Origin of the sequence: Myxococcus sp. XM-1-1-1, assembly GCF_020037095.1 — a bacterium.
Lineage (GTDB): Bacteria > Myxococcota > Myxococcia > Myxococcales > Myxococcaceae > Myxococcus > Myxococcus fulvus.
In genome coordinates, this window is sequence record NZ_JAIQDH010000040.1 from 19,496 (window position 1) to 41,169 (window position 21,674).

The 21,674-nt window shown below is 71.1% G+C and carries 13 protein-coding genes; 8 read left to right on the forward strand and 5 right to left on the reverse strand.

The window, feature by feature from the left end:
* Positions 1–92: 92 nt before the first annotated feature.
* Both K8640_RS41020 and K8640_RS41025 read right to left on the reverse strand, forming a co-directional pair.
* Entirely contained in the window at positions 93–1,688 is a 1,596-nt protein-coding gene (locus K8640_RS41020; RefSeq protein ID WP_223752047.1) for an AMP-binding protein, read from the reverse strand.
* A gap of 56 nt (positions 1,689–1,744) precedes the next feature.
* Positions 1,745–2,911 (reverse strand): acyl-CoA dehydrogenase family protein, encoded by a 1,167-nt coding sequence (locus tag K8640_RS41025; protein WP_223752048.1) that lies wholly within the window; start codon positions 2,909–2,911, stop codon positions 1,745–1,747.
* Positions 2,912–3,395: 484 nt separating this feature from the next.
* On the opposite strand from K8640_RS41025, the gene K8640_RS41030 reads away from it, so the two are divergent.
* Entirely contained in the window at positions 3,396–7,202 is a 3,807-nt protein-coding gene (locus K8640_RS41030) for an FG-GAP-like repeat-containing protein (RefSeq protein WP_305070721.1), read from the forward strand.
* A gap of 19 nt (positions 7,203–7,221) precedes the next feature.
* Here the strand turns inward: K8640_RS41030 and K8640_RS41035 are convergent, their stop codons facing one another.
* Positions 7,222–7,800, reverse strand: a complete 579-nt coding sequence (locus K8640_RS41035; RefSeq protein ID WP_223752049.1) for a hypothetical protein — start codon at positions 7,798–7,800, stop codon at positions 7,222–7,224.
* Positions 7,801–7,990: 190 nt separating this feature from the next.
* Between K8640_RS41035 and K8640_RS41040 the strand changes: the two genes are divergently transcribed.
* The 4 genes from K8640_RS41040 to K8640_RS41055 all read left to right on the forward strand — a co-directional run bounded on the left by K8640_RS41040 (position 7,991) and on the right by K8640_RS41055 (position 13,088).
* Positions 7,991–9,052, forward strand: coding sequence for a hypothetical protein (locus tag K8640_RS41040; RefSeq protein WP_223752050.1), 1,062 nt, complete (start codon positions 7,991–7,993; stop codon positions 9,050–9,052).
* A 155-nt stretch (positions 9,053–9,207) separates the two neighbouring features.
* Entirely contained in the window at positions 9,208–10,317 is a 1,110-nt protein-coding gene (locus K8640_RS41045; RefSeq protein WP_223752051.1) for an SGNH/GDSL hydrolase family protein, read from the forward strand.
* 132 nt (positions 10,318–10,449) lie between these two features.
* Positions 10,450–12,606 carry a xanthine dehydrogenase family protein molybdopterin-binding subunit gene (locus K8640_RS41050; protein WP_370640447.1) on the forward strand — a complete coding sequence of 719 codons (2,157 nt, stop codon included), beginning with the start codon at positions 10,450–10,452 and terminating at the stop codon, positions 12,604–12,606.
* Between the two features lie 2 nt (positions 12,607–12,608).
* The gene (locus K8640_RS41055) at positions 12,609–13,088 is read left to right on the forward strand and encodes a (2Fe-2S)-binding protein (RefSeq protein WP_223752053.1); all 480 of its coding nucleotides are present in this window, start codon (positions 12,609–12,611) and stop codon (positions 13,086–13,088) included.
* 40 nt (positions 13,089–13,128) lie between these two features.
* Here the strand turns inward: K8640_RS41055 and K8640_RS41060 are convergent, their stop codons facing one another.
* Positions 13,129–13,554, reverse strand: a complete 426-nt coding sequence (locus tag K8640_RS41060) for a DoxX family protein (protein ID WP_223752054.1) — start codon at positions 13,552–13,554, stop codon at positions 13,129–13,131.
* Positions 13,555–13,771: 217 nt separating this feature from the next.
* Between K8640_RS41060 and K8640_RS41065 the strand changes: the two genes are divergently transcribed.
* Both K8640_RS41065 and K8640_RS41070 read left to right on the forward strand, forming a co-directional pair.
* Positions 13,772–17,011, forward strand: coding sequence for a serine/threonine-protein kinase (locus K8640_RS41065; RefSeq protein WP_223752055.1), 3,240 nt, complete (start codon positions 13,772–13,774; stop codon positions 17,009–17,011).
* A 102-nt stretch (positions 17,012–17,113) separates the two neighbouring features.
* Positions 17,114–17,725 carry an SMI1/KNR4 family protein gene (locus tag K8640_RS41070; protein ID WP_223752056.1) on the forward strand — a complete coding sequence of 204 codons (612 nt, stop codon included), beginning with the start codon at positions 17,114–17,116 and terminating at the stop codon, positions 17,723–17,725.
* A 40-nt stretch (positions 17,726–17,765) separates the two neighbouring features.
* On the opposite strand, the gene K8640_RS43005 is transcribed toward K8640_RS41070, so the two are convergent.
* Positions 17,766–19,901 carry a M28 family peptidase gene (locus tag K8640_RS43005; RefSeq protein WP_305070722.1) on the reverse strand — a complete coding sequence of 712 codons (2,136 nt, stop codon included), beginning with the start codon at positions 19,899–19,901 and terminating at the stop codon, positions 17,766–17,768.
* Between the two features lie 126 nt (positions 19,902–20,027).
* Between K8640_RS43005 and K8640_RS41080 the strand changes: the two genes are divergently transcribed.
* A complete protein-coding gene (locus K8640_RS41080; RefSeq protein ID WP_223752057.1) occupies positions 20,028–21,485 on the forward strand; it encodes a cytochrome-c peroxidase in 1,458 nt (485 codons plus the stop codon).
* The last annotated feature ends 189 nt before the right edge of the window (positions 21,486–21,674 follow it).

Below are 21,674 nucleotides of genomic sequence, written 5' to 3' on the forward strand. Positions count from 1 at the left end.
CCCTTCGTCGCCGCGGCCCGGAGTGCGCCGCGGCGACGTTTGCGTGGGGAGACAGCGGGGAGAGGAGGCCCCTGTCCGAGGCCTGGGTGCCGCTACGCCGCGTCGTCCTGGTAGTGCCGCTCGTGCTGCTGACGGAGCACGAACTTCTGGGCCTTGCCGGTGGACGTCTGCGGCATGGCCTCCAGCAGGACGACGGACTTGGGCACCTCGAAGCCGCCGAGGTGCTGCTTGCAGTGGGTGATGAGGTCCGGCGCCGTGGCCGAGGCGCCGGGCTTGAGCACGACGAAGCCGGTGACGGCCTCCGCCCAGCGCGGGTGCGGCAGGCCCACCACCGCCACCTGCAGGACGGCGGGGTGGCGCAGGAGGACCTCCTCGACCTTGATGGACGGGACGTTCTCTCCACCGGTCTTGATCATGTCCTTCTTGCGGTCCACGAAGAGCAGCTGGCCGTCGGCGTCGAACATGCCGAGGTCGCCGGTGTGGTGCCAGCCGAACGCCCGCGCGCGCTCGGTGGCCTCCGGGTCCTTGTAGTAGCCGAGCATCACGTTCGGCCCGCGGTGGACGATTTCGCCCACCTCGCCGCGGCCGAGCAGCCGGCCCTCGTCATCCATGATGGCCGTCTCGTTCGTCACCACCGAGTCCCCCCAGTACGAGCCGAACCGCTTGAGCTGCTGCTCGGGCTTGAACATGGTGGTGGCCGGGTACATCTCCGTCTGCCCCGACGCGAGCGCGAACCCGCCCGGACAGAACTTCTCCAGGAGCTCCACGAGCAGCGTGCGCGCCATGGGCGCCATGACGTACAGACACATGCGCAGGCTGGACAGCTTCGTCGTCGGACGCGCCGGGTGCGCCAGCATGGCGCCGTACATGATGGGCAGGCCCAACAGGAAGGTGACGCCGCGCCGCTCGATGGTGGCGAGCATGGCGCCGGGCTCGAACACCCGCCGCACGATGACGGTGGCGCCCGCCATGAGGAACGACACGGAGACGGCGTGCTGCGCGCAGTGGAACATCGGCAGCACGCACACCGTCACGTCGCTGGGACGCAGCTCCAGCTCGAACAGGTTCCCGCTGAGCGCCGAGTGGATGGACGCGTGCGAGTGCATCACGCCCTTCTGCTGACCGGTGGTGCCGCTGGTGTACATGATCTGCGCCAGCTGCGTGCTCTCGATGTCCACCGCCGGCGGCGTGCCGTGCTGGCCCTTCAGCGTGTCGAGGAAGGCGACGGTGCCGCCTCCGGGCGCGGCCTGTCCCTCGGGGACACAGACGATGAGGCCCAGGCCCCGCGCGTCGAGCATCGCGCGCAGCTCCGGCTTCGCGAGCAGCTCCAGGTCGATGACCACCCGCGACACCTCGGCGTGCTCGAGGATGTAGCCGATGGCCTCCACGGAGAGGCCCGTGTTGATGGGCACCCAGACCAGGCCCGCCTTGTAGATTCCGAAGAAGGCGGTGACCATCTGCGCGGAGTTGCCGCAGAGCATGGCCACCCGCGCGCCCGGGGAGAGTCCTTCGCCGAGCAGGTGGTGGGCGAACGCGTTGGCCCGCCGGTCCAGCTCCGCGTAGGAAAGCTCCAGCTCACCGTCGATGAGCGCCGTGCGCTCCGGCCACCGGAGCGCCGAGCGGCGGAGGATGTCTCCCAGCGAGACGCGGCTGATGTGCTTGTAGACGGCTTCCGGGGTCTGTCCCATCGTGTGCTCCTTCCCGCCCGACTCGGGCGCGCGAGTGGTCCCCCCCGTCATGCACCTCAGCCTCGCGACTTGCGAGGCAGGGTGCCCATGGCCTTGCTGATGATGCCGAGCATCACCTCGTCGGCGCCGCCGCCGATGGACCCCAGGCGCAAGTCACGGTGCGCGCGCGCCAGCGGGTTGTCCCAGGTGAAGCCCATGCCGCCCCAGTATTGGAGGCAGCCGTCGACCAGCTCCCGGGCGAGCCGCCCCGACTTGAGCTTGCACATGGAGGCGAGCTTCACCACCTGCGGGTCGTCCTTGTTCTCGATGTAGAGGGCGACGGTGCGGTAGATGAGCGCGCGGAGCGCCTCCACCTCCGTCTGCAGCTCCGCGAGCCGGAAGTGCACGGACTGGTTGTCGAGAATCGACTGGCCGAAGGCCTTGCGCTCCCGCGCGTACTCGGCCGTCTGCGCGATGAGCCGGTCGAACGTCACCAGGGTGCTCGCCGCCACGAAGAGGCGCTCCTCCTGGAACTGCTGCATCTGCATGGCGAAGCCGCGCCCCTCGTCGCCGATGCGGTTTCGCACCGGGACGCGCACGCCGTCGAAGAAGAGCTGCGCGGTGTCGGACGCCCACATGCCGAGCTTGCGAATCTTCGCGCGGGTGATGCCGGGCCGGTCCATGGGGACGATGATGAGCGACTTGTTCGCGTGCGCCGGGCCGTCCCCCGTGTTGGCGAGCAGGCAGACCCAGTCCGCCTGCATGCCGTTGGTAATCCACATCTTTCCACCGTCGATGACGTAGTCGTCGCCGTCGCGGCGCGCGGTGGTCGTCACGCTCGCCACGTCGGAGCCGGCGCCGGCCTCGCTCACCGCGATGGAGCACACGCGCTCCCCGGCGAGCGTGGGCGCGAGGAACTCCCGTCGCAGCTCGTCACTTCCGAAGCGGGCGAGCGCGGGCGTGGCCATGTCCGTGACGACGCCGATGGCCATGGGCAGCGCGCCGCAGGTGCAGTGCCCCAGCTCCTCCGCGAAGGCGACCGAGAACGAGGCGTCCAGCCCCAGCCCGCCGAACTCCGTGGGCTTGGTGATGCCCAGCAGCCCCAATTCCCCCAGCTTCTTGAACACCTCCCGCGCCGGGAACAGCTCCGCGTCCTCCCACGCGTCCACGTGGGGGTTGAGCTCCTGCTCGACGAACTTGCGGACCGTCTGACGGATGGCGCGGTGTTCCTGGGTCTCTTGCATGCGCTGCCTCGGTGGCTCGAAAGCCAGAGAAAGATCGACGAAGGGAGGGCGCCACCCCGGCGCGGCGCGCGCACCCAACGGGCGTCCAGCACACCCTCCTACCGATGAGCCCCGAGTCTGCATCCCGCCCTTCTAAAAAAGCAAGCACGCTTGCTTTTTTCAAGAACCAGACGAGCGGACATCCCGCCCCCCACAAGGACTCCTCCCTGGAGGGGACACCGTCGTGTCGTTCGCGGCACTTCGGCCCACCGCGTCATCCACCGGGATGTGCAGCGGGTGCGCACAGTGGCCCGACCCACGGTGCGCCCCCCTCCACGTGGCGCGGAATCGGGACGAGGGGCGCGCGCGTGGCCCGTGGAGCCGACCGTCACCGTGACGGTGGGTGCTCGCCGCCCGTGCACCCGATTCGTCGCGACATTCTCCCGGACGAGACGTTGAGGAGGACAACGCCCTTGGGCGCCCCCGCCCTGGAGAGTCAGGCATCATGCGAGCATTCATCCTCCTGCTGACCACGACGATTGTCGTCGGCTTCGGAGCCGTGGGCTGTGGAGGAAAGTCCTCCTCCGAGGCCCCCGGCGACTCCCTCCTGACCGACGCGGGCACCGCCGACGCGGGCAAGCCCGACGAAACCGACGCGGGTGAGGCGGACTCCGGGACTCCGGATGCAGGCACTCCGGATGCGGGAGCTCCGGACGCTGGGACTCCGGACGCGGGCCGCGAGGATGCCGGCACGCCCGACGCGGGCCGGAGTGACGCGGGCACCGAGACACTGACCGCGCCCACCGGGGTGACGGCGACGCCGGGCATCCGCGAGATGACCGTGGCCTGGAGCTACACCCCGTCCACCACGGGCAGCGCGCTGTCCTCGTTCGAGGTCGCCGCCACGCCCTCCAGCCTCAAGGTCAGCGCGGGCGCCGCCGCCCGAACGGCGGTCGTCACCGGCCTGGCCAATGGCACGCAGTACCGCTTCACCGTCACCGCCATCTACGCGGATGGCACCCGGCAGACCTCCACCCAGTCCGCCGCCGTGCGCACCTTCTCCTTGCCGGCCACGCCGACCTGGACCCGCTTGAAGGGCGCGGACCAGAAGGTGGAGCTGGAGTGGAGCCTGCCGTCGGACGGCGGCCAGCCCATCCAGGGCTACACCGTCACCGTCGCGCCGGGTGGGCAGGTCATCCACACGACCGAGCGGTCCGCGCTCGTCACCGGCCTCACCAACGGCCAGAGCTACACCTTCACGCTGGTGGTCACCACCGCGGTGGGGACCTCCACGCCCAACACCAGCTCGTCGGTCCGCGTCGCCGCCCTGCCGAGCGCGCCCCAGAACGTCACGGTGACGCCCTACATCCGCGCGGCGGAGGTGCGGTGGACCGCGCCCACGAACAACGGTGGCGCCGCGATTTCGGGCTACGTCGTCACCACGCACCCCACGGGCGTGTCCCAGCAGGCGTCCTCGACGGCGACCAGCCTCTACCTGACGGGCCTCGCCGACGGCGCCACGTACAGCTTCAGCGTGGCCGCGCAGAACTCGTCGGGCACGGGCGCCACCGCCACCACCCCCTCCGTGACGCTCCCCTCGCCGCCATCGGCTCCCGTCCAGCTCACCGGCGTCTACCACGCGGGGCAGCTCGAGCTGGACTGGCAGCCGCCCGCCAACGACGGTGGCCGACCCGTCACCAGCTACCGGCTCGTCTCCACCCCCGCGGGCGTGGACCAGAGCTTCCCAGCCTCGCCCACCGTGGCCCGCCTCTCCACGCTCACGCCCGGCGCCACCTACACCTTCACGCTGACCGCTTCGAACAGCGTGGGCGCTGGCCCGGCCACCACCTCCGCGCCCATCCAGCTGCGCGCCCAGCCGCGCGCGCCCACCGACGTGCGCGTGCACTCCACCTCCGCGGGCGCCGTCGTGCGCTGGAACCCGGCCTCCGCGCCCGCCACGGACCCCGTCACCGGGTACGTCGTCACAGCCACACCCGGCGGCGGCTCCGTCACCGTCCCGGCGAGCGCCCGCGTGGCCACGGTGCCCGGGCTGGCCACGGGCACCACCTACCTGTTCCAGGTGAAGGCCCGGAACAGCGCGGGTGACGGACGCCCCTCCGCGCCGGCATTCCACCGCCACGTCGTGCCCCTGGCGTGCGCGACGCCGTCCTTCGCGCCCGTGTCCCAGTTCGCCTACCCCACGGGGGGAGACTTCATGGGCGCCGGCGACTTCAACGGGGACTCACGCCAGGACGTCCTGGTGGGCAACCTGTTCGACATCACCGTGCTCGCCAGCGGGCCCGGGCGCGGCTTCACGCGGCTGGCCAACTCCGCCAGCGCCGGCAACGTCCTCAGCTCGGAGCCCCCCGTGGTGGCGGACTTCAATGGTGACGGGAAGCTGGATGTCGCCGCCATCCTGGGCACCGACAGCGATGACAGGACGGGCGGCTTCACCGTCTACCTCGGCCAGGGCACGGGCACCTTCCAGGCGCCCCTGTCGACGCCGCTGGGCACCAACGTCACCACCAGCTTCAACTGCCTCACCGCCCGGGACTTCGACCGCGACGGGAAGCTGGACCTCTTCGCCCATGTCCACCTGGGACGGACGCTGCTCTATCGCGGCAAGGGGGACGGCACCTTCTTCGCCCCCACCACCGTCATCTCCTCCGACACGTACGACTGCCCCGTGGTGGCCGACTTCAACGGGGACGGGAACCTGGACTACGCCCGGCTCGACAGCGCCAACAACCGCATCGTGCAGGTCAACGGCACGGGCACCGGCTCGTTCCGGGTCCCCGTCTACGCTCCGTGCACCAGTTGCTACGGAAACCTGGTGGCGGGTGACTTCGACCACGACGGCGCCGTGGACGACCTGGCCCTGCTCCACCCCGAGAAGGTCCGCGTCTTCAGCCCCTCGGGTGGGACGCTGGCGCTCGCGTCCGAGATGCCCTTCGCCCGTCCGTTCGGCTCGACGGTCCGGTCGCCCCTGCTGGCCGACATGAACGGGGATGGCCGCCAGGACCTGTTCTGGACCAGCGCCCCGGGCGGGCAGCTCAACCTCCTGCCGGGCAGCGCCGGCCCCATGCCCTTCTCCACGCCGCGCAGCCTCGGCTACAACGGCGAGCACTACGCGCCCGCCGCGGGTGACTTCGACGGCGATGGCTTCACGGACGTGGCGCTCACCGGCTACATGTCCGTCCAGATGCTCTGGGGCACGAGCTCCCTGATGGAGAGCCTCCAGCTCGAGGGCGCCCCGGGCGGGCTCGCCAGCGGCGACTTCAACGCGGACGGCTTCGCCGACCTGGCCGCCGGGAGCAACGAGAAGAACGCCATCTTCATGTCGCTGTCGGGCAGCCCGGAGCGGAGCACCGCCGTGCTGTCACCCGTGTTCGTGCCTCCCGCGGGAAAGAAGGTCACCGCCGGGGTGCAGGACCTGGTCTCCGTGGACCTGGACGGTGACGGGCGCGAGGACCTGGCCGCCCTCACCACGTCGCTGACGCCGTCCACGGGCGTGCTGCCCCAGCTCGTCGTCTTCAAGCGCCTGCCGGGCGGAGGCTTCGCGCCCGCGGAGCGCTACGACGAGGACTGGACGCAGGCGGAGCTCATCGCGGTGGACCTCAACGAGGATGGCCGCTTCGACCTGGTGACGACGGAGCGGTTCACCCCCTCGAAAATCCAGCTCGGCGTGTGGCTCAACCAGGGCAGCGGGAAGTTCGCGCCCCGCCTCACCGTGGACGTGACGGCCAACTACGAGGTGCACACCCTGGTCTCCGCCGACCTGGACCGGGATGGCCACATGGACCTGGCGCTCCTGCGTCCGGGCAACCCCAACATCGACAAGGGCGAGGTGTACGTCGTCTGGGGCAATGGCGACGGCACGTTCACCGGACAGACGACCTTCACCGGCGAGTACACGCACCGCGCCATGGGTCGCGCGGACCTGGAAGGCCAGGGCACCGTCGGCCTGCTCATCGACCGGGGCGAGGTGGGACTGCTCACCTATGATTCGGCCCGTCAGCCCACGCTGACGCCCAAGCACAGCCTGGGCATCCGCGCGGGCAATGGCATCCTCACGGCGGACTTCAACGCCGACGGCCTCACGGACACCTTCTCCTTCGAGCCGTTCGGCGCACGCGTGGTGATGCAGACCACGCCCAACACCTTCGCCCTGGGTCCCCTGCCCGGCTGGGGACGCACCGCCCGCGACGGGCTCATCGCGGACTGGAACGCGGACGGCCTGCCCGACCTCGCCTTCAGCAGCGTGGACGCCCAGGCGGCGACGATGGTGCTGAACGTCTGCGTGCCGCCCTGAGGCAGGCGAGGGCCCCGGGTCAGTGCGACTCGGACAGGTGGCGGGTGGCGTCCCAGCGCTTGCCATCATAGCGATAGAACCAGGTGGCGTTGCCCTCGCCCCAGTCCACGAGCGCATCCCGGCTCGTCGCGGGCACGCCATGGCGGCCGGGCTTCTTGTTCGGGAGGTAGAGCCGGAGGCAGCTCACCTCGCGGGGCAGTGACTGGACCTCACGCACGAGCCCCTTGCTCGTGAAGAGGACGCGCACGGGCACCGAGCCATTGCACGAGAAGCCCTTGCCCGGGAACGCGTAGTCCGGCGCGCCGTCCTGGTCGAAGTCGCCCCGGATGCAGGGCACGCCCGTCGTGCGGAGCACCTGCGCATCCAGCCCGAGCTCGCGCAGCGCGGACTCCGCCGAGCCCACGCTGCCCACGCACAGGCACTGCTGCGCCTCCGCCGGGTTGCAGCTCGGGTCCTGATAGGAGAGCTCCACGCGCTTGGGGGCCGCCGACGCGGGGGCCCCCTGGGTGCTCGGGGTCACCACGGCTTGGGACGACGCCTCGGCGTAGCCGAGGGCAACCAACGGAAGAGTCCAGCCCAGCATCCAGCGCACACCCATGATGTATCGGTTCCTTCCAGGCCCAGGAATGAAACGGGCATCCGCCTATACGGCGGGGAGCGAGCGCTATTCAATGCGCCCGCGCACGAAGCGCGCCCCCTCCCCCAGGGCGGACCGTGTCGACCGGTGGCGCGTCCCCATGGACCCGGCCTCGTCCCGGGAGGGGCGGCGAGGCAGAATCGGCCGGCACATGCTCTTCGACGCGAGGACGTGGAGCCGGCACCTGCGCGGCTACGTCATCCATGACTGCGCCATCTCCCATGCGGGGCGACTCCACTTCACCCTCGTCCTGGATGAAGGCGAGGCGGGCTTCAGCCTCGACCCCGACACGCGCTTTCTCTGCTGCGACCTGGACGCGCCCGCCGCGCGGCGGTTCTCCCATGTGGACGCGCTCAATCTCGGTCCGGTGCGCAGCGCGGTGGCCATCTCTCCCTCACTCGAGCTGCTCGCGGTCGACCCCGCCGGGCGGCTCTACCGGTGTCCAGGCCGGGGCACGCCCACCCAGGATGCGCCCCCGCTGCCATGGAAACCTCGCCTGAAGCACCACGAGGGCCACGTCAGGAACCTCAAGCGCGTGGGCCGCCACGTCTACGCGCTCACCGATGCCCGCGAAATCCTCCGCCGCCAGGGCGCGCAACGCTGGGTGCCGCTCGCGGCGAGCGCGAAGGGCGCGCCCTTCCCTCGCGCGACGGACAAGCAGGCGGGATGGAGCACGGGCTTCAACGACCTGGATGGCTTCGCCTCCGACGACCTGTACGCCGTGGGCGGCTTCGGTGATGTCTGGCACTTCGACGGGAAGGACTGGACGAAGTTGCCCTTTGCCAAGGACACGCTGGTGCACACGGTGTGCTGCGCCGGTGATGGGAACGTCTACCTCACCGGCCACCGGGGCGCTCTCTGGGTCGGCCGGGGGAAGCAGTGGAAGCGACTCCAGGAGGGAGGGCTGCCCCTGTCGGAGTTCAGCGACAGCGCGTGGTTCGCGGGTGCGCTCTACTGCGGGACCCATGAGGGCCTTTGGGTGAAGACCCAGCAAGGACGGCTGCGACCCGTGCGCGAGGTGGACCCGAGGATGAAGGCGGACGTGGCGAGGTGCTCCGGTCGCATCGGACTCAGCCCGGATGGCACGAGGATGCTGAGCGCGAGCCACCGAGGCGCCTCCCTCTTCGATGGCGAGCGCTGGACACTGTTGTTCAAGACCTCCCGACCCTCCACGGCCCCACGGCGCAAGATGGACTCTCGGAGGAAGCCATGAAGCCCCCCACCCGCCCCCCGAAGCCCCGAGGACACTCACGCGGCCTGCCGGCCCTCGGGCTCGGACTCACGATGTCGATGACCGCGTGCCGGTCGTCCTCGCAGACTCCGAACGACAACGCCGCGCACCTCGTCTCATCGGAGTCCGCGCCCTTCGTGGAAGCCCCTGCCCAGACGCCCTCATGGCTCGGTATCCCCGCCTCCGACTCGCGGGTGCAGGTCATCGGACGCGCGTACCGCTCCGGGACTCGCGTGGTCTTCTCCCATCCCGGCGTGACGATTCGCGTGCGGTTCTGGGGCGATGCCCTGCGCATGCGCCTCGACGACGCAGGGCCAGGCGGCGACACGAAGACCAACTACTTCGACGTCATCGTCGACGGGGGCGCGCCCCAGAAGCTGGAGGTGAAGAGCGGCGCGGCCACCTATCCGCTCGCCACCGGGCTCCCGCTGGGGCTCCACACGGTGGAGGTCCTCAAGCGCACCGAGACCTCCGTGGGCGTCACCACGCTCGAGGCGCTCGAGGTCCACGGAGAGCTCCGGGAGCCGCCGCCCCGCGCGGCGCTGCGGATGGAGTTCGTCGGAGACTCCATCACCTGCGGCTACGGCTCCGAGGTTGCCATCATCCCGCCCTCCCCTTCCTGGCGGGCGCCGACCTTCACCTCCAAGAACGAGAACCCCACGCGAGCCTACGCATGGCTCACGGCCCGGAAGCTGGGCGCGGAGGCCTCGCTCATCTGCCACTCGGGGCACGGCGTGTACCGCAACCTGGACCTGTCGACGACGGGACTGGTCCCCGCCCTCTACGAGCTCGCGGTCCCCGGCCACAGCGCGCCCTGGGATTCCTCCGGTGAATCACCGCACGTGATTGTCATCAACGCCGGGAGCAACGACACCCTCGCCGGTCACGGCACCGACGTGTTCCTCCCGGATGAAGCGGCCTTCAAGTCCGCCTATCGGACGTTCCTCACGCGCCTGCGCACGCTGCATCCGCGAGCACACCTCGTGTGTACGCTGGGCAGCATGACGGATGGCTACAAGCAGCACGAGCAGGGCGGCCAGGTGACCTCCGTCCACGTGGGCGACTGGCTCACCGAGCTGGTCGCGGAGCGCCATCAACAGGGCGACACGCGCGTCCACCGCCATGTCATGGCCGTGCAGAATCCGTCCGTGGACGGAGTCGCCGAGGACTGGCATCCGTCCGCCGCCACACACGCGAAGATGGCCGATGCGCTGAGCCGCTTCATCCAGGACGTGATTCGCCAATAAGGCATCTGCCAACAAGCCACGCCGTGGACAGGAGAATGCTCTGTCCTCATTGAACGACACACGTGTCCAACGGCTGATGGAGCGACCTGGCAGGCCATTGGGCTCACATGCTCGGTGTGCCATGCTTTGGCCATGGCGGACACGCTCGGGTCAGACGCTCCCGTTTCCGAAGGATTGGACCGCCGTCGCTTCCTGACGTGGGTCGTCGCTTCTCCCACGTTGATGATTGCGGCCCGGCTGGGGCTCGACGTGCCCACGGCCCAGGCCGCGCAGCCCGAGGAGACGGCGGCGGCGACGATGAACCTCTACCTGACGCTCCAGGAGGACGGACGCGTCACCACCACCCTTCCACGCACGGAGATGGGCCAGGGCATCACCACCGCCGTGGCCATGCTCGTCGCGGAGGAGCTCGACGTCGCGCTCGACGCGGTCTCCATCCTCCACGAGGACGCGGACTCGCGCTGGTTCACCCAGCTCACGGGCATGTCCACCACGATGCGCCTCCTGTCCGGGCCGCTTCGCGCCGCGGCGGCGGACGCGCGGGCCCGGCTCGTCACGGCGGCGGCGCTGCGCTGGCGGGTCCTGGCGCCCACGCTCACCACCGCGCGGGGCGTGGTGAGCGCGCCCGATGGTCGACGCGCCGGCTATGGCGAGCTGGCGCAGGATGCCGCTCGCGTGGTGCTGCCGCTGGTCTCCACGCAGCCCAAGCCGGTGAGCCAGTACACGCTGGTGGGCCAGCCCACCGGGCGCATCGACGCGCGGGACATCGTCACGGGGGCGACCCGGCACGCCCTGGACCTCGACCTCCCCGAGGCGCTCCCCACGGTGGTGGCGAGACCTCCCACGCTGCGCGGCACCGTCCGCACCGTCGACGACGCGGCGGCGCGGGCCATGGGCGGCGTGGTGGACGTGGTCTCGCTGGGCACCGGCGTGGCGGTGGTGGCCCGGACCTTCGGACAGGCGCTCGCGGCCCGCGCGGCGCTGCGCATCACCTGGACGCCCGGCCCCGCCAGCGCGCTGTCCGACGCGGACATCCGCACGCGCTTGCGCGACGGCATCGGCGCGCGGCCCCTGCCGCCGTTGTTCACGACGCGCACGCTGGAGGGGAGATTCGACTTCCCCTACCTGGCGCACGCCCCCATGGAGACGCAGAGCTGCGTGGCGCGCGTGCAGGGCGGACTGGCGGAGGTCTGGGTGGGGACGCAGGACCCGAAGCATGCCCAGCGCGAGGTGGCGCGGGCGCTCGGCTGGGCTTTGACGCCGTGGAAGGTGACGGTGCACACCGTGCGCGCGGGCGGTGGCTTCGGCCGCAGGTTCTTCAACGAGGCGGCGGTGGAGGCCGCGCTCGTGTCGAAGGCCATCGGCAAGCCTGTGAAGCTGATGTGGAGCCGGGACGATGACATGCGCCACGGGCGCTTCCGTCCCGCGAGCCACCACCGCATCCTCGCCCACCTGGGTCTGGGCGGGCGCATCCTGGGCTGGCACCACCGCGCCGCCATCCCCACCCTGGAGGTGCCGCACGGCTTCGGCGACGTCGTCACCGCGCTGGTCGGAGAAGTGCTCCCGGAGGTCACCGGCGCGGTGTTCTTCGCGCTGTCGCAGAAGCTCCCCTATTCGTTCGGACAGGTGAGCCACGAGCTGCGCGACATCTCCATCCCGATTCCCACCGCGTCCTTCCGCTCGGTGTTCACCAGCCAGGTCGGCGTGTCGAACGAGGTCTTCGTCGACCAGCTGGCGCGAGAGCTCCAGGTGGACCCGGTGACGCTGCGTCGCGAGCGGCTCGACTCGAACCGGCTCAAGGCGGTGCTGAACAAGGTGGTGGCGGAGGGGCAGTGGGGGCGCGCGCTGCCGCCCGGGGTGGCGCAGGGGGTCGCCGTGCTGGAGGAGTGGGGGAGCGCCATCGCGCACCTCATCGAGGTGGACGTCACCGGAGGGACGCCGCGGGTGCTGCGCATCGTCATCGCCGCGGACGTGGGCCTGCCCATCAACCCCAAGGGAATCGAGGCCCAGCTCCAGGGCGCGGCGGTGGACGCGATGTCCACCACGCTGAGCGCGGGCATCCACATCGACGCGGGCGCGGTGCGCGAGAGCAGCTATGCGGACTACCGCTGGATGCGCATGAAGCACGTCCCGGCCGACATCCAGGTGCACCTGGTGCGCTCGGATGACCGCGTGGGCGGCGTGGGTGAGCTGGGCTACCCCAGCGCCGCGGCCGCGCTGACGAACGCGATTGCGCGGGCCCGGGGCACCATGCCCACCCGCTTCCCCATCCTCGACGAGGGAGTCTGAGCATGCCGGCCCATCAGTTCATCCTCAATGGTCAGACGGTGTCGGTGGAGGCGCCCGAGGACCTGTCGCTCCTGTGGGTCCTGCGCGACGTGCTGGGCGTGACGGGGCCGAAGTATGGCTGCGGCGTGGGCGTGTGCGGCGCGTGCACCAGCCACCTGGACGGCGAGGCGTTCCGGCCGTGCATCCATCCGGTGGGCACGCTGCAGGGCCGCGAGGTGATGACCATCGAGGGGCTGGGCGCACAGGGGTTGCATCCGGTGCAGCAGGCCTGGATGACGGAGGACGTGGCCCAGTGCGGCTTCTGTCAGCCGGGGCAGATCATGGCCGCCGTCGCGCTGCTGAAGAAGAACGCCCACCCGTCCGACGCGGACATCGACGCGGCGATGAGCGACAACGTCTGCCGGTGCGGCACCTATGTCCGCATCCGCGCCGCCATCAAGCGCGCCGCCCTGCTCCTGCGAAGCGGCGCGGGGGGCGGTTGAGGGGCGCCTGGCATGCGAGCGCCCCGAGCCTTGCCCGGACTCAGCCGAGCTTCTTGCGCAGCCAGGTGTCCAGGGCGAAGCGACCGGGACCCACGGTCATCAGCACCACCGCGATGACCAGGTAGAGCAGGGGCAGCTCATAGCTGCCGGCGTGGCCGACGAACGGGTCACCCTTCACCACGGCGTGCACGTGAGTCGCGACGGCCATGGTGAAGAAGAGGCCCAGGGACGCCAGGGGGACGAGCAGGCCCAGCACCCAGGCGAGCCCGCCGCCGAACTCGGAGAGCGCGGCGAGCGCCTGGAGGATGCCCGGCACGGGGGCCTCGGCGCCCATCCAGCCGAACGGGTTCTGGATCTTCGACCAGCCGTGGAACATGAACGCGATGCCAGCGACGAGGCGAAGCAGCAGCAGCCCGATGCTGGGCGCCGTCGGCAGGGGAGCAGGGAACAAGGAGGCGAGCTTCATGGCGAATCCTTCGAGGAGTCCGGGCTCTTCAGCTCGGGCGGGAGCGACGGGTGCGCTCCGGGTTTGACCTGACGCGAGACATAATCCAGGTCTTCCTCTGGTGGGAGGTCTCGCCAAGCGATTGGAATCATGTCCAGGCGATATCTCGTGGTGAAACCCGCGGGGCTGTCTTCACCACGGCTTGCGAGGTCCTCGCCCCATGCCCCATAAGGAACACATGCGGCCAGTGGACGGCGAGCGGACGTACCAGGAATGGGCCCTGTCCGCCGACTCGCGGCATCCTGGATGGACCGCCGTCGAGCGGTTCTTGACGAGCACCCTGCCCTCGTTGCGGCCCGCGGCGCTCGCCATCTTCGACTTCGACCCGCGCACGGGCACCTATCAACAGACCCGGGCTCCCGTCGTCGCGACAAGCGATGACCTCCAGCCTTCCGACATCCTGGCCGGCCTCCGGCGCGACGCGTACGTGGTGCTCCTCCTCCACGCCCCAGTGGAGATGAAGGACGTGTTCCCTGAATACGTGCTGAGCGCCGAGGGTGTCCTCGCGCCCCCCCGGAGCGAGCGCGTCTTCTACGCGCCTGTCACGGGGCTCGAAGAGACGCTGAAGCTGGGACGGCATGCCCTGGTGATGTCACACGATGGTGACCCGCTGTACTGGATTGCATCGCCTCCACCTCTCGGTGAGAGGCATCCCGACTCCGCCCTCACGCCTTCCGAGGATTGGGCTCCCGCGAAGGGCGCCACGGTCGGCCGCTATCTGCTGGTCGAGGTGTTGTCCGCCAGCGCCGTGAGCGTCGTGTACGACGCCTACGACCCGGAGCTGGAGCGCCGCGTCGCGCTGGAGCTCTTGCGCACCAGCAGCGCACCAGGCACCGACGCCGAGCACGAGGAGCGCGCCCTCCTGCTGCGTGAGGCCCAGGCGCGGGCCCGCGTCTCCCATCCCAATGTCGTGGCCATCTACGACGTGGGCACGTTCGGGCCCCATGTCTTCCTCGCCATGGAGCGGGTGGAGCCCCAGACCCTCGCCGGCTGGCTGTCGGCTTCGCCGCGCACGTCGCGACAGGTGCTCGACGTGTTCATCGACGCGGGGCGAGGGCTCGCGGCGGCGCACGCGGTGGGCATCGCGCACGGAGGCTTCGGACCCGACCAACTGCGCGTCAGCGCGGAGGGACGCGTCCACGTGACCGGCTTCGGCCTGTCGAAGCGCAAGGCGCCGCTCCGGTGCTCGTACGCCGCGCCGGAGGTGCTCCAGGACGCCTCACTCACGAGTCCGGCGGCCGACCAGTTCTCCTTCTGCGTCGCGCTCCACGAGGCCCTCTACGGCGTCCAGCCCTTCACGGGCGGAGCGCCGCCCGGCGCCAGACAGCTCGCGCCCCTCCCTTCGGGCTCGCGCGTCCCCACATGGCCGCGCCGCGTGCTGTCGCGCGGGCTCGCCGACACGCCCTCGGAGCGCTTCCCCACCCTCACCGCGCTGCTGGACGCCCTGGGGCAGGACCCCACCGCGCGTCGACGACGCGGACTGTGGGTCGCGGGGGGCGGGGCGCTGCTGGCCCTGGCCGTGGGCCTCACCCATGTCCTCCACTCCCGCCGGGCCTGCGACGGCGCGAAGGAGGAGCTCACCCACGTCTGGGGCCCGGCGCAGCAGGCCAGCATCCAGGCCGCCTTCACGGCCACCGGCAGGCCCTACGCCCAGGTGGCCTGGGAGCGCGTCCGCCGCGAGCTGGACGCCTATACCTCCGCCTGGGAGCGGATGCGCACCGACACCTGTCGGGCCTCCCAGGTCCGCGAGGCGCCGACCGAGGCGGTGCTGGGGTGGCGCATGCGCTGCCTCGACAACCGGCTCGCGGAGGTCTCCGCGCTCACCACGCTCCTGTCCCAGGCGAACGCGAGGACGGTGGACGAGGCCCACCGCGCGGCGACGGGACTGGCGCCTGTCACGGCCTGCGCCGGACAACACGCCCCAGGCGCACCCCACGAGACGGCGGACGAGGGAGCCCCGGCGCACCGGTCGGCCCTGGCCCGGGGCCGAGCGCTCCTCGCCACCGGTCGCTACGAGGAGGGCCTCACGCTCGTGGAGCCGGCGGCGCGCGTCGCGAAGGAGGCCGGGCATCGACCCGCGCTCGCGGAGCTCTCGCTGCTCCTCGGCGAGCTGCGCGAGGGCGCCGGCCACTGGCGAGGCGCCGAGCGCGCGCTCTTCGAGGCCCTGGACGCCGCGGAGGCCACGCGCCAGGACGCCGTGGCGACCCGCGCATGGATACTCCTGGTCCGTGTGTCCTGCATCGGCCTGGACGAGTACGAGCTGGCCGCGCGATGGAAGGACCGCGCCGCCGCGGCGCTGGAGCGCCTGGGGGACGGACACCTCCTGGCGCGCATCCAGCTCCTCACCTACTCGGGGACCCTGCTGCGCATGCAGCGGCACTACCCCGAGGCCGCGGCCCAACAGGAGCAGGCCCTGCTGCTGGCGGAGCAGGCCTTCGGCGCCAACGGCCTCGAGGTGGCGGACGTCCTCCTGGAGCTCGGCGTCAGCCAGTGGCGCGACGCCCGGCTGGCCCAGGCCCGGGTGACACTGGAGCGCGCGGTGGACATCACCCGACGGACCCTCGGCGACGAGCACCCCGAGGTGGCTCGCGTGCGGCTGGCGCTCGTCCCCGTGCTGCGGGACGGCGCCTTCGTGCCCCAGCGCGCGAACGCGGAGCAGGACGCGCGCGACTTGGACCTGGCGGAGCAGACGGTCCGCGAGGCCCTGGCCATCCTGGAGCGCACGCTGGGCCCGGAGCACCCCCGCGTCTACGACGCGCTCAACGACCTGGGCTCGACGCTCGTGGTGCGGGAGCGCTTCCGGGACGCGCTCCCCATCTACGCGCGCGCCCTGGCCATCGCCGAGAAGACGGACGGCCCCAAGAGCCACGGCGCGGCCGTCATCCACGGCAACCTCGGGGTGCTCCGCCTCCAGCAAGGCGACTACCGGCTGTCCGAGGAGCACTTCCGCCAGCTGCTCGCCATCCGCGAGGAGCTCTTCGGGCCCCAGCGCCCCATCCTCATCTCCACCCTGCGGCTGCTCGGGCGCGCGCTCATGCGACAGCAGCGCCATGAGGAGGTGCTGCCCTTCTTCCAACGGGCCGTCGACCTCCAGCTGGCGTTGCCGGACGACGCCGACGAGCGGTGGACCGCGTCCCTCCTGGACCTGGGGAGCGTCTACCTGTTGCTCCATCGCCCCGCGGAGGCCATCGCGCCCCTGGAGCGCGCCGTCGCGGGCTGGGAGCATGCGCGCCCTCTGCCGGGTCAGCGCACGGATGCGCGCTTCATGCTCGCGCGGGCCCTCTGGGAGTCGGGCAGGGACCGCGCTCGCGCGGCGCGGCTCGCCACCGAGGCGAAGCAGCTGGCCATCTTGGATGGCGCCCCACAGCCCTTGCGTGAACGCATCGACACGTGGCTCGCACAGCCGGCGAAGCGATGATTCACGCGCGCCTGGAGCCGTGATGTCCCGCGCCCGACGTCACGCGGCGCCCAGGCCGGACGTCGTTGGTTTCGCGCGGGTCGCGGGCTAGCGTCCGCGCGCATGAAACAGGTCTCCCAGTCCATCGAGGCGTTGAAGCAGTCGAAGCTGCTGGAGCTGACCCTCTCCGAGCCCATCTCGGCCGACGCGCTGGTGAAGGTCGTGAAGCCGCACTTCGGGACCCTGCGCTGGACGCCGCCCCCCAGCTATCGCGAGGCGCTCGCACTGGGACTGTGCATCGCGGAGCGCAACCTCCAGGCGGACGGCCTGGACGTGGGCTTCTGGCTCTACGACGCGGAGGACATCGCCAGCGCGAACGAGGACCTGGTCCACCTGCCGGAGGGCGTCTCCATCGAGGAGGGCGTGGACCTCTCCACCAACCACCTGGTCGGCTTCGCGGAGGCGGGCGGCGAGGCCGTGTGGTGCTTCGACGTGAGCAAGCCGGGCCCGAATGGTGAGTACCCCATCTACTACCACCACCAGGACCAGCCGCGCGCCCGCGTGCTCGCGACCGGTGCGTGGCACAACCCCGAGGATGCCATGCCGGACTTCGAGTCCTTCCCGCAGTGGCTCGAGACGATGACCGCGGCCCTCACCGCCCCCAAGCCGCCGAGCTGGCTCAAGGACGTGGGCGCTCCCGGGATGACCTTCGCCGACAAGCGCCTGTCGCTGTAGTCCGGCGCCACGGCCCCCGAGTCGCGGGGGCCTTCGTGCCTCAGCGCGTGCTCGTCATGATGCCGCCCTGCTCGAGCAGCGCGAAGAGGTCCACGAGCGCCTCCACCGGGAAGACGTACCCGTACTCCGCATAGGCCGCGTCGCGGATGTCCGCCACGGAGCGACGGCCGTCCGCGTAGCTCGCGATGGCATCCGGCAGTTGGTAGAAGCGCAGCTCGCCCTCCCCCTGCTCCCGCAGCGCCGACGCGGCGTCCCGGAACGCGGCCCGCACCGCGTCCACCCGGGGCTGGTCCGCTGGAGCCACCTTGCCCGCCAGCTCATCGAAGGAGGCCAGCTCCTTGCCCTTCACCCGTCGCGGGACGAAGGCACGGGCGCGGCGCTCCGCCTCCGTCACGGCGGGCTCCTTGAGCGAGACACCTCGCGCCTTGCCATCCGCCTCCACGCGCTCCAGCGCCTGCTCCTCGGCGCGGTCCAACAGCTTCGTCAGCGTCTTCACCGACGCGGCCGGCGCGCCCAACGGCTGGCACGAGCGCAAGGCCTCGCGCTCCCGCGCGTAGGCGGCGCGCACCACCGCGCGCGCGAGCCGGTAGGTGCCCGCGACCTGCTCGGCGGGCGCCGCGGCCAGGTCCTTGCGCGCCCGGAACTCGTCCTCCGCCACGCGCCGGGCGCCGTGCACCGACACCAGCCGCGCCAGCTCCAGGGCCCCCGGGCCCTCCGCCCAGGCGGCCACGGTGATGGAGGCCAGCCCCGCGAACGCCGCGCGGTGCAGCTGCGTGGGGTCCACGTTCTCCGGCCGGTCCCCGCTCGTGTGATACGCGTCGTCCGGCCAGGTGGAGAACGCCACGCCGGGGATGCCGTGGTCATTGAAGAGCTGGTGGTCCGAGCCCCGGCCATAGCGCTCCAGGTGCATGTCCATCGGCTCGCGCGAGCCGGTGACGGAGCCGATGCGGAAGTCCTTGCGGGACGGATACGTCACCGCGTTGAAGCGGTTCATGAACGCCACCGTGGACTCCGTCACCGCGTTCACGAAGCTGCCCAGCCAGTCCGGCGTGTACGACGCGGAGAAGCGCGAGTGCACCTTCGTCAGGCTCGCGCCGAGCATGTCGAAGTTGTAGTGCGCCACCCGCCGCACCGGCTCGGCGCCGTGGCGCTCGAACCACTCGCGCGTCCCCTCGAACTCCGGCAGCCACAGCACCCGCACGGTGCGCACCGGAGGCGGCAGCACGCCGTCCCGGATGAGCGTGGTGTACGTGCGCACCATCTCCAGCACCGTGGCCGCGCCCGAGGCGTTGTCATTGGCCCCCGGCTTGTAATGGTCCAGGTGCGCGGTGAGGACAATCTCCTCGTCCGAGCGCTGGCCGGGGATGACGCCGCTGACGACGGAGTAGTGCCCCGGCTTCGTCTCGGTGGCGATGCTCACGTCCACCTTCATCGGGCCCGTCAGGAGCTGCGCTCGCAGCTCGCGCGCCTGGCGGTCGGTGAGCATGAACAGGAAGGGCGCCGGCTGCCCTTCCGGCCGAATCCCCGGCGGCACCACCGCCCAGCCAATCTGGTCGGGGAAGTCCCCATCCATGCGATGCGGCTGGTTCCAGGGCGGCGTCGAGTACGAGGAGAGCACGCCCACCGCGCCGAGCTTCCCGACCGCCCGGCGCAGGACCGCGACGGGGTGCCCCCGCGTGAGCACCACCTTGCCCTGGAAGTCCTTGCCCGCGTAGTCCGAGTCCTGGTTGCCCTGCCCCACGTCGACCAGCTCCAGCGCCTTGCCCTCGAAGCTGCCGCTGCGCAGCGCCAGCGCCATGGGCTGGTCCGCGTGCGACGTCACCTTGTAGCGGTGCGGCCCGGACACCCACAGCTCGCCCCGGGTGGCGCGCCACTGGAGCTCCTCCTTCATCGGCTCCACGCGCACGTCCCGCAGCCCCGCGGCCTTCGCGCTCGCGGCGACCCACTCCGCCGCCTGCCCGTAGCCCTCCGCGTTGTCCCGGGCCAGCAGCGACAGTCGCTGCACACCGTCATGGATGCGGTCCCCGGAGCTCTCCGAGATGAGGGCGCGCACCACGTCGTCCCTCAGCACCAGGCCCGTCGTGGGCGACACCGGCCCCACCGGGGACACCGGAGGCTGGGCGAAGGCGGGGAGCGACACGAGCACGGCGACGGACAGGAGCAGGCGAAGGCGCATGGAGGTCTCGGTGCAGGCAACTCAGCATCCCCCTTCGCTCGAGTCCAACCTCCATTGCCTGCGGACCGACAGGTGACAGTTCGGGATGAACCCGGTGTTCCAGGGAGTCCACACCCTGGAGACTCCATGATTCCCACGCGCATCTTCCTGCGCATCGCCGGCGTGCTCGCGCTGGGCGGACTGACGCATTGCACCCCCGCCGAGCCGGAGCGGGACGTCCCCGAGGCCACCGCGGCGGAGCCCACCGCGACCGCCGAGGCGGCGCTGAGCAGCTCCGCTCCCGGCAAGCGACTGTTCACCCACGCGTTCCCGAACACGAACGGCCGCTCGTGCGCGACCTGTCACGTGCTCGACGACAGCACCGCGCTCAAGCCCGCGCACGTCCAGGCGCTGCATGCCTCCAACCCGCGGGACGTGCTCTTCCATCCCATCGACGCGGACGACCCGAACGCGGCGGTGCCCACGTACGAGCACCTGAAGAAGGGACTGGTCCGCGTCGTCCTGCCCCTTCCCGACAACATGGATGTCATCGACGCCCAGGGGCAGGTCATCACCCCCGCGGACAGGAAGGTCTTCGTCTGGCGAGGCGTGCCGAGCATCCAGGACGTGGCCCTCACCGGCCCCTTCTTCCAGCTCGACGGGCGTGAATCCAACCTGGAGGACCAGGCCCAGGCCGCCATCACCAGCCACAGCCAGGGTGGCGCCGTCCCCCGCTCACAGCTGCGCCAGCTGGCGAGCTTCCAGCGTGATGCGTTCACCTCGTCCCGCCCGCGCTTCGTCGCGAGCCTGCTCGACGCGGGCGTCCCGCTCTCGCGCATCCCGTCGCCCGAGGACTTCCTCTGGCTCACGCCCGCCGAGACGCGCGGACGCGAGGTCTTCAAGGTCGGCTGCGAGCCGTGCCACGGCAGCCCCACGCTGAGCCACATCTCCCAGCCGGCGATGCTGGAGCTCGCCTCCGGCTTCCCGGTGACGAAGCCCGACGGCAACGTCGTCTTCACGAACGTCCCGGGCACGGGCCCCGTCCCCGTGCAGGGCCAACGCCAGACACCCGACATCCTGAACATCGCCGTCGGAGGCTTCACGTACCTGGGACAGATTGGCCAGTTCCCCACGCTGTACAACGCCTCGCTGGAGCTGCCGCGCTACCGGTTCCGCTTCTACACGGACGGCACCCGGACGCGGCAGGTGACGGACCTGCCACCCATCCCCGTCACCGCGAGCGGAGACCCGTACGACCCGAACCCCGCCGTGGACGAGAACGGAGCGCCCATCGTCGGCCCCAACCTCTTTCCCCAGGCCTTCACCACGGACCCCGGTCGCGCGCTCGTCACCGGCAACCCGCTGGACTTCGAGGCCTTCGACATCCCCACGCTCCGAGGGGCCGCGCGGACGGCGCCGTACTTCCACGACAACAGCATCGAGACGCTGAAGGGCGTGGTCGACCTCTACAGCCAGTTCGTCATCCCCTTCACGTCCGCGCTCGAGCTGCCTCCCGTGCATCCCCCGGAGCTCCCCGGCGCACCGCCCGAGTCGCTCAGCCCCGCCCAGAAGCAGGACCTGCTGCGCTTCCTCGAGCGGCTCTGAAGACAGACGTGAAGGAGACCAACCCGCCAGCGTAGTCCGGCGGGCCTCGTCGACCAACCTGTCGTTGCCCCGTGGAGGATGCTCCTCGGGGCATGGTCGTTCTTCGCTTCGCGTGGCTTGTAATCCCGCCCGCGCCCGCTTCCCCACGGGCGCGGGCGTCCACCCCGGACGTCGCCTCTCGACAGGAGC

Bases quoted from the DNA above. Each gene is read 5' to 3' on its own strand.
- K8640_RS41020 (WP_223752047.1), bottom strand. From the start codon at position 1,688: ATGGGACAGACCCCGGAAGCCGTCTACAAGCACATCAGCCGCGTCTCG.
- K8640_RS41030 (WP_305070721.1), top strand. From the start codon at position 3,396: ATGCGAGCATTCATCCTCCTGCTGACCACGACGATTGTCGTCGGCTTC.
- K8640_RS41025 (WP_223752048.1), bottom strand. From the start codon at position 2,911: ATGCAAGAGACCCAGGAACACCGCGCCATCCGTCAGACGGTCCGCAAG.
- K8640_RS41055 (WP_223752053.1), top strand. From the start codon at position 12,609: ATGCCGGCCCATCAGTTCATCCTCAATGGTCAGACGGTGTCGGTGGAG.
- K8640_RS41070 (WP_223752056.1), top strand. From the start codon at position 17,114: ATGAAACAGGTCTCCCAGTCCATCGAGGCGTTGAAGCAGTCGAAGCTG.
- K8640_RS41035 (WP_223752049.1), bottom strand. From the start codon at position 7,800: ATGGGTGTGCGCTGGATGCTGGGCTGGACTCTTCCGTTGGTTGCCCTC.
- K8640_RS41040 (WP_223752050.1), top strand. From the start codon at position 7,991: ATGCTCTTCGACGCGAGGACGTGGAGCCGGCACCTGCGCGGCTACGTC.
- K8640_RS43005 (WP_305070722.1), bottom strand. From the start codon at position 19,901: ATGCGCCTTCGCCTGCTCCTGTCCGTCGCCGTGCTCGTGTCGCTCCCC.
- K8640_RS41060 (WP_223752054.1), bottom strand. From the start codon at position 13,554: ATGAAGCTCGCCTCCTTGTTCCCTGCTCCCCTGCCGACGGCGCCCAGC.
- K8640_RS41065 (WP_223752055.1), top strand. From the start codon at position 13,772: ATGCGGCCAGTGGACGGCGAGCGGACGTACCAGGAATGGGCCCTGTCC.
- K8640_RS41080 (WP_223752057.1), top strand. From the start codon at position 20,028: ATGATTCCCACGCGCATCTTCCTGCGCATCGCCGGCGTGCTCGCGCTG.
- K8640_RS41050 (WP_370640447.1), top strand. From the start codon at position 10,450: ATGGCGGACACGCTCGGGTCAGACGCTCCCGTTTCCGAAGGATTGGAC.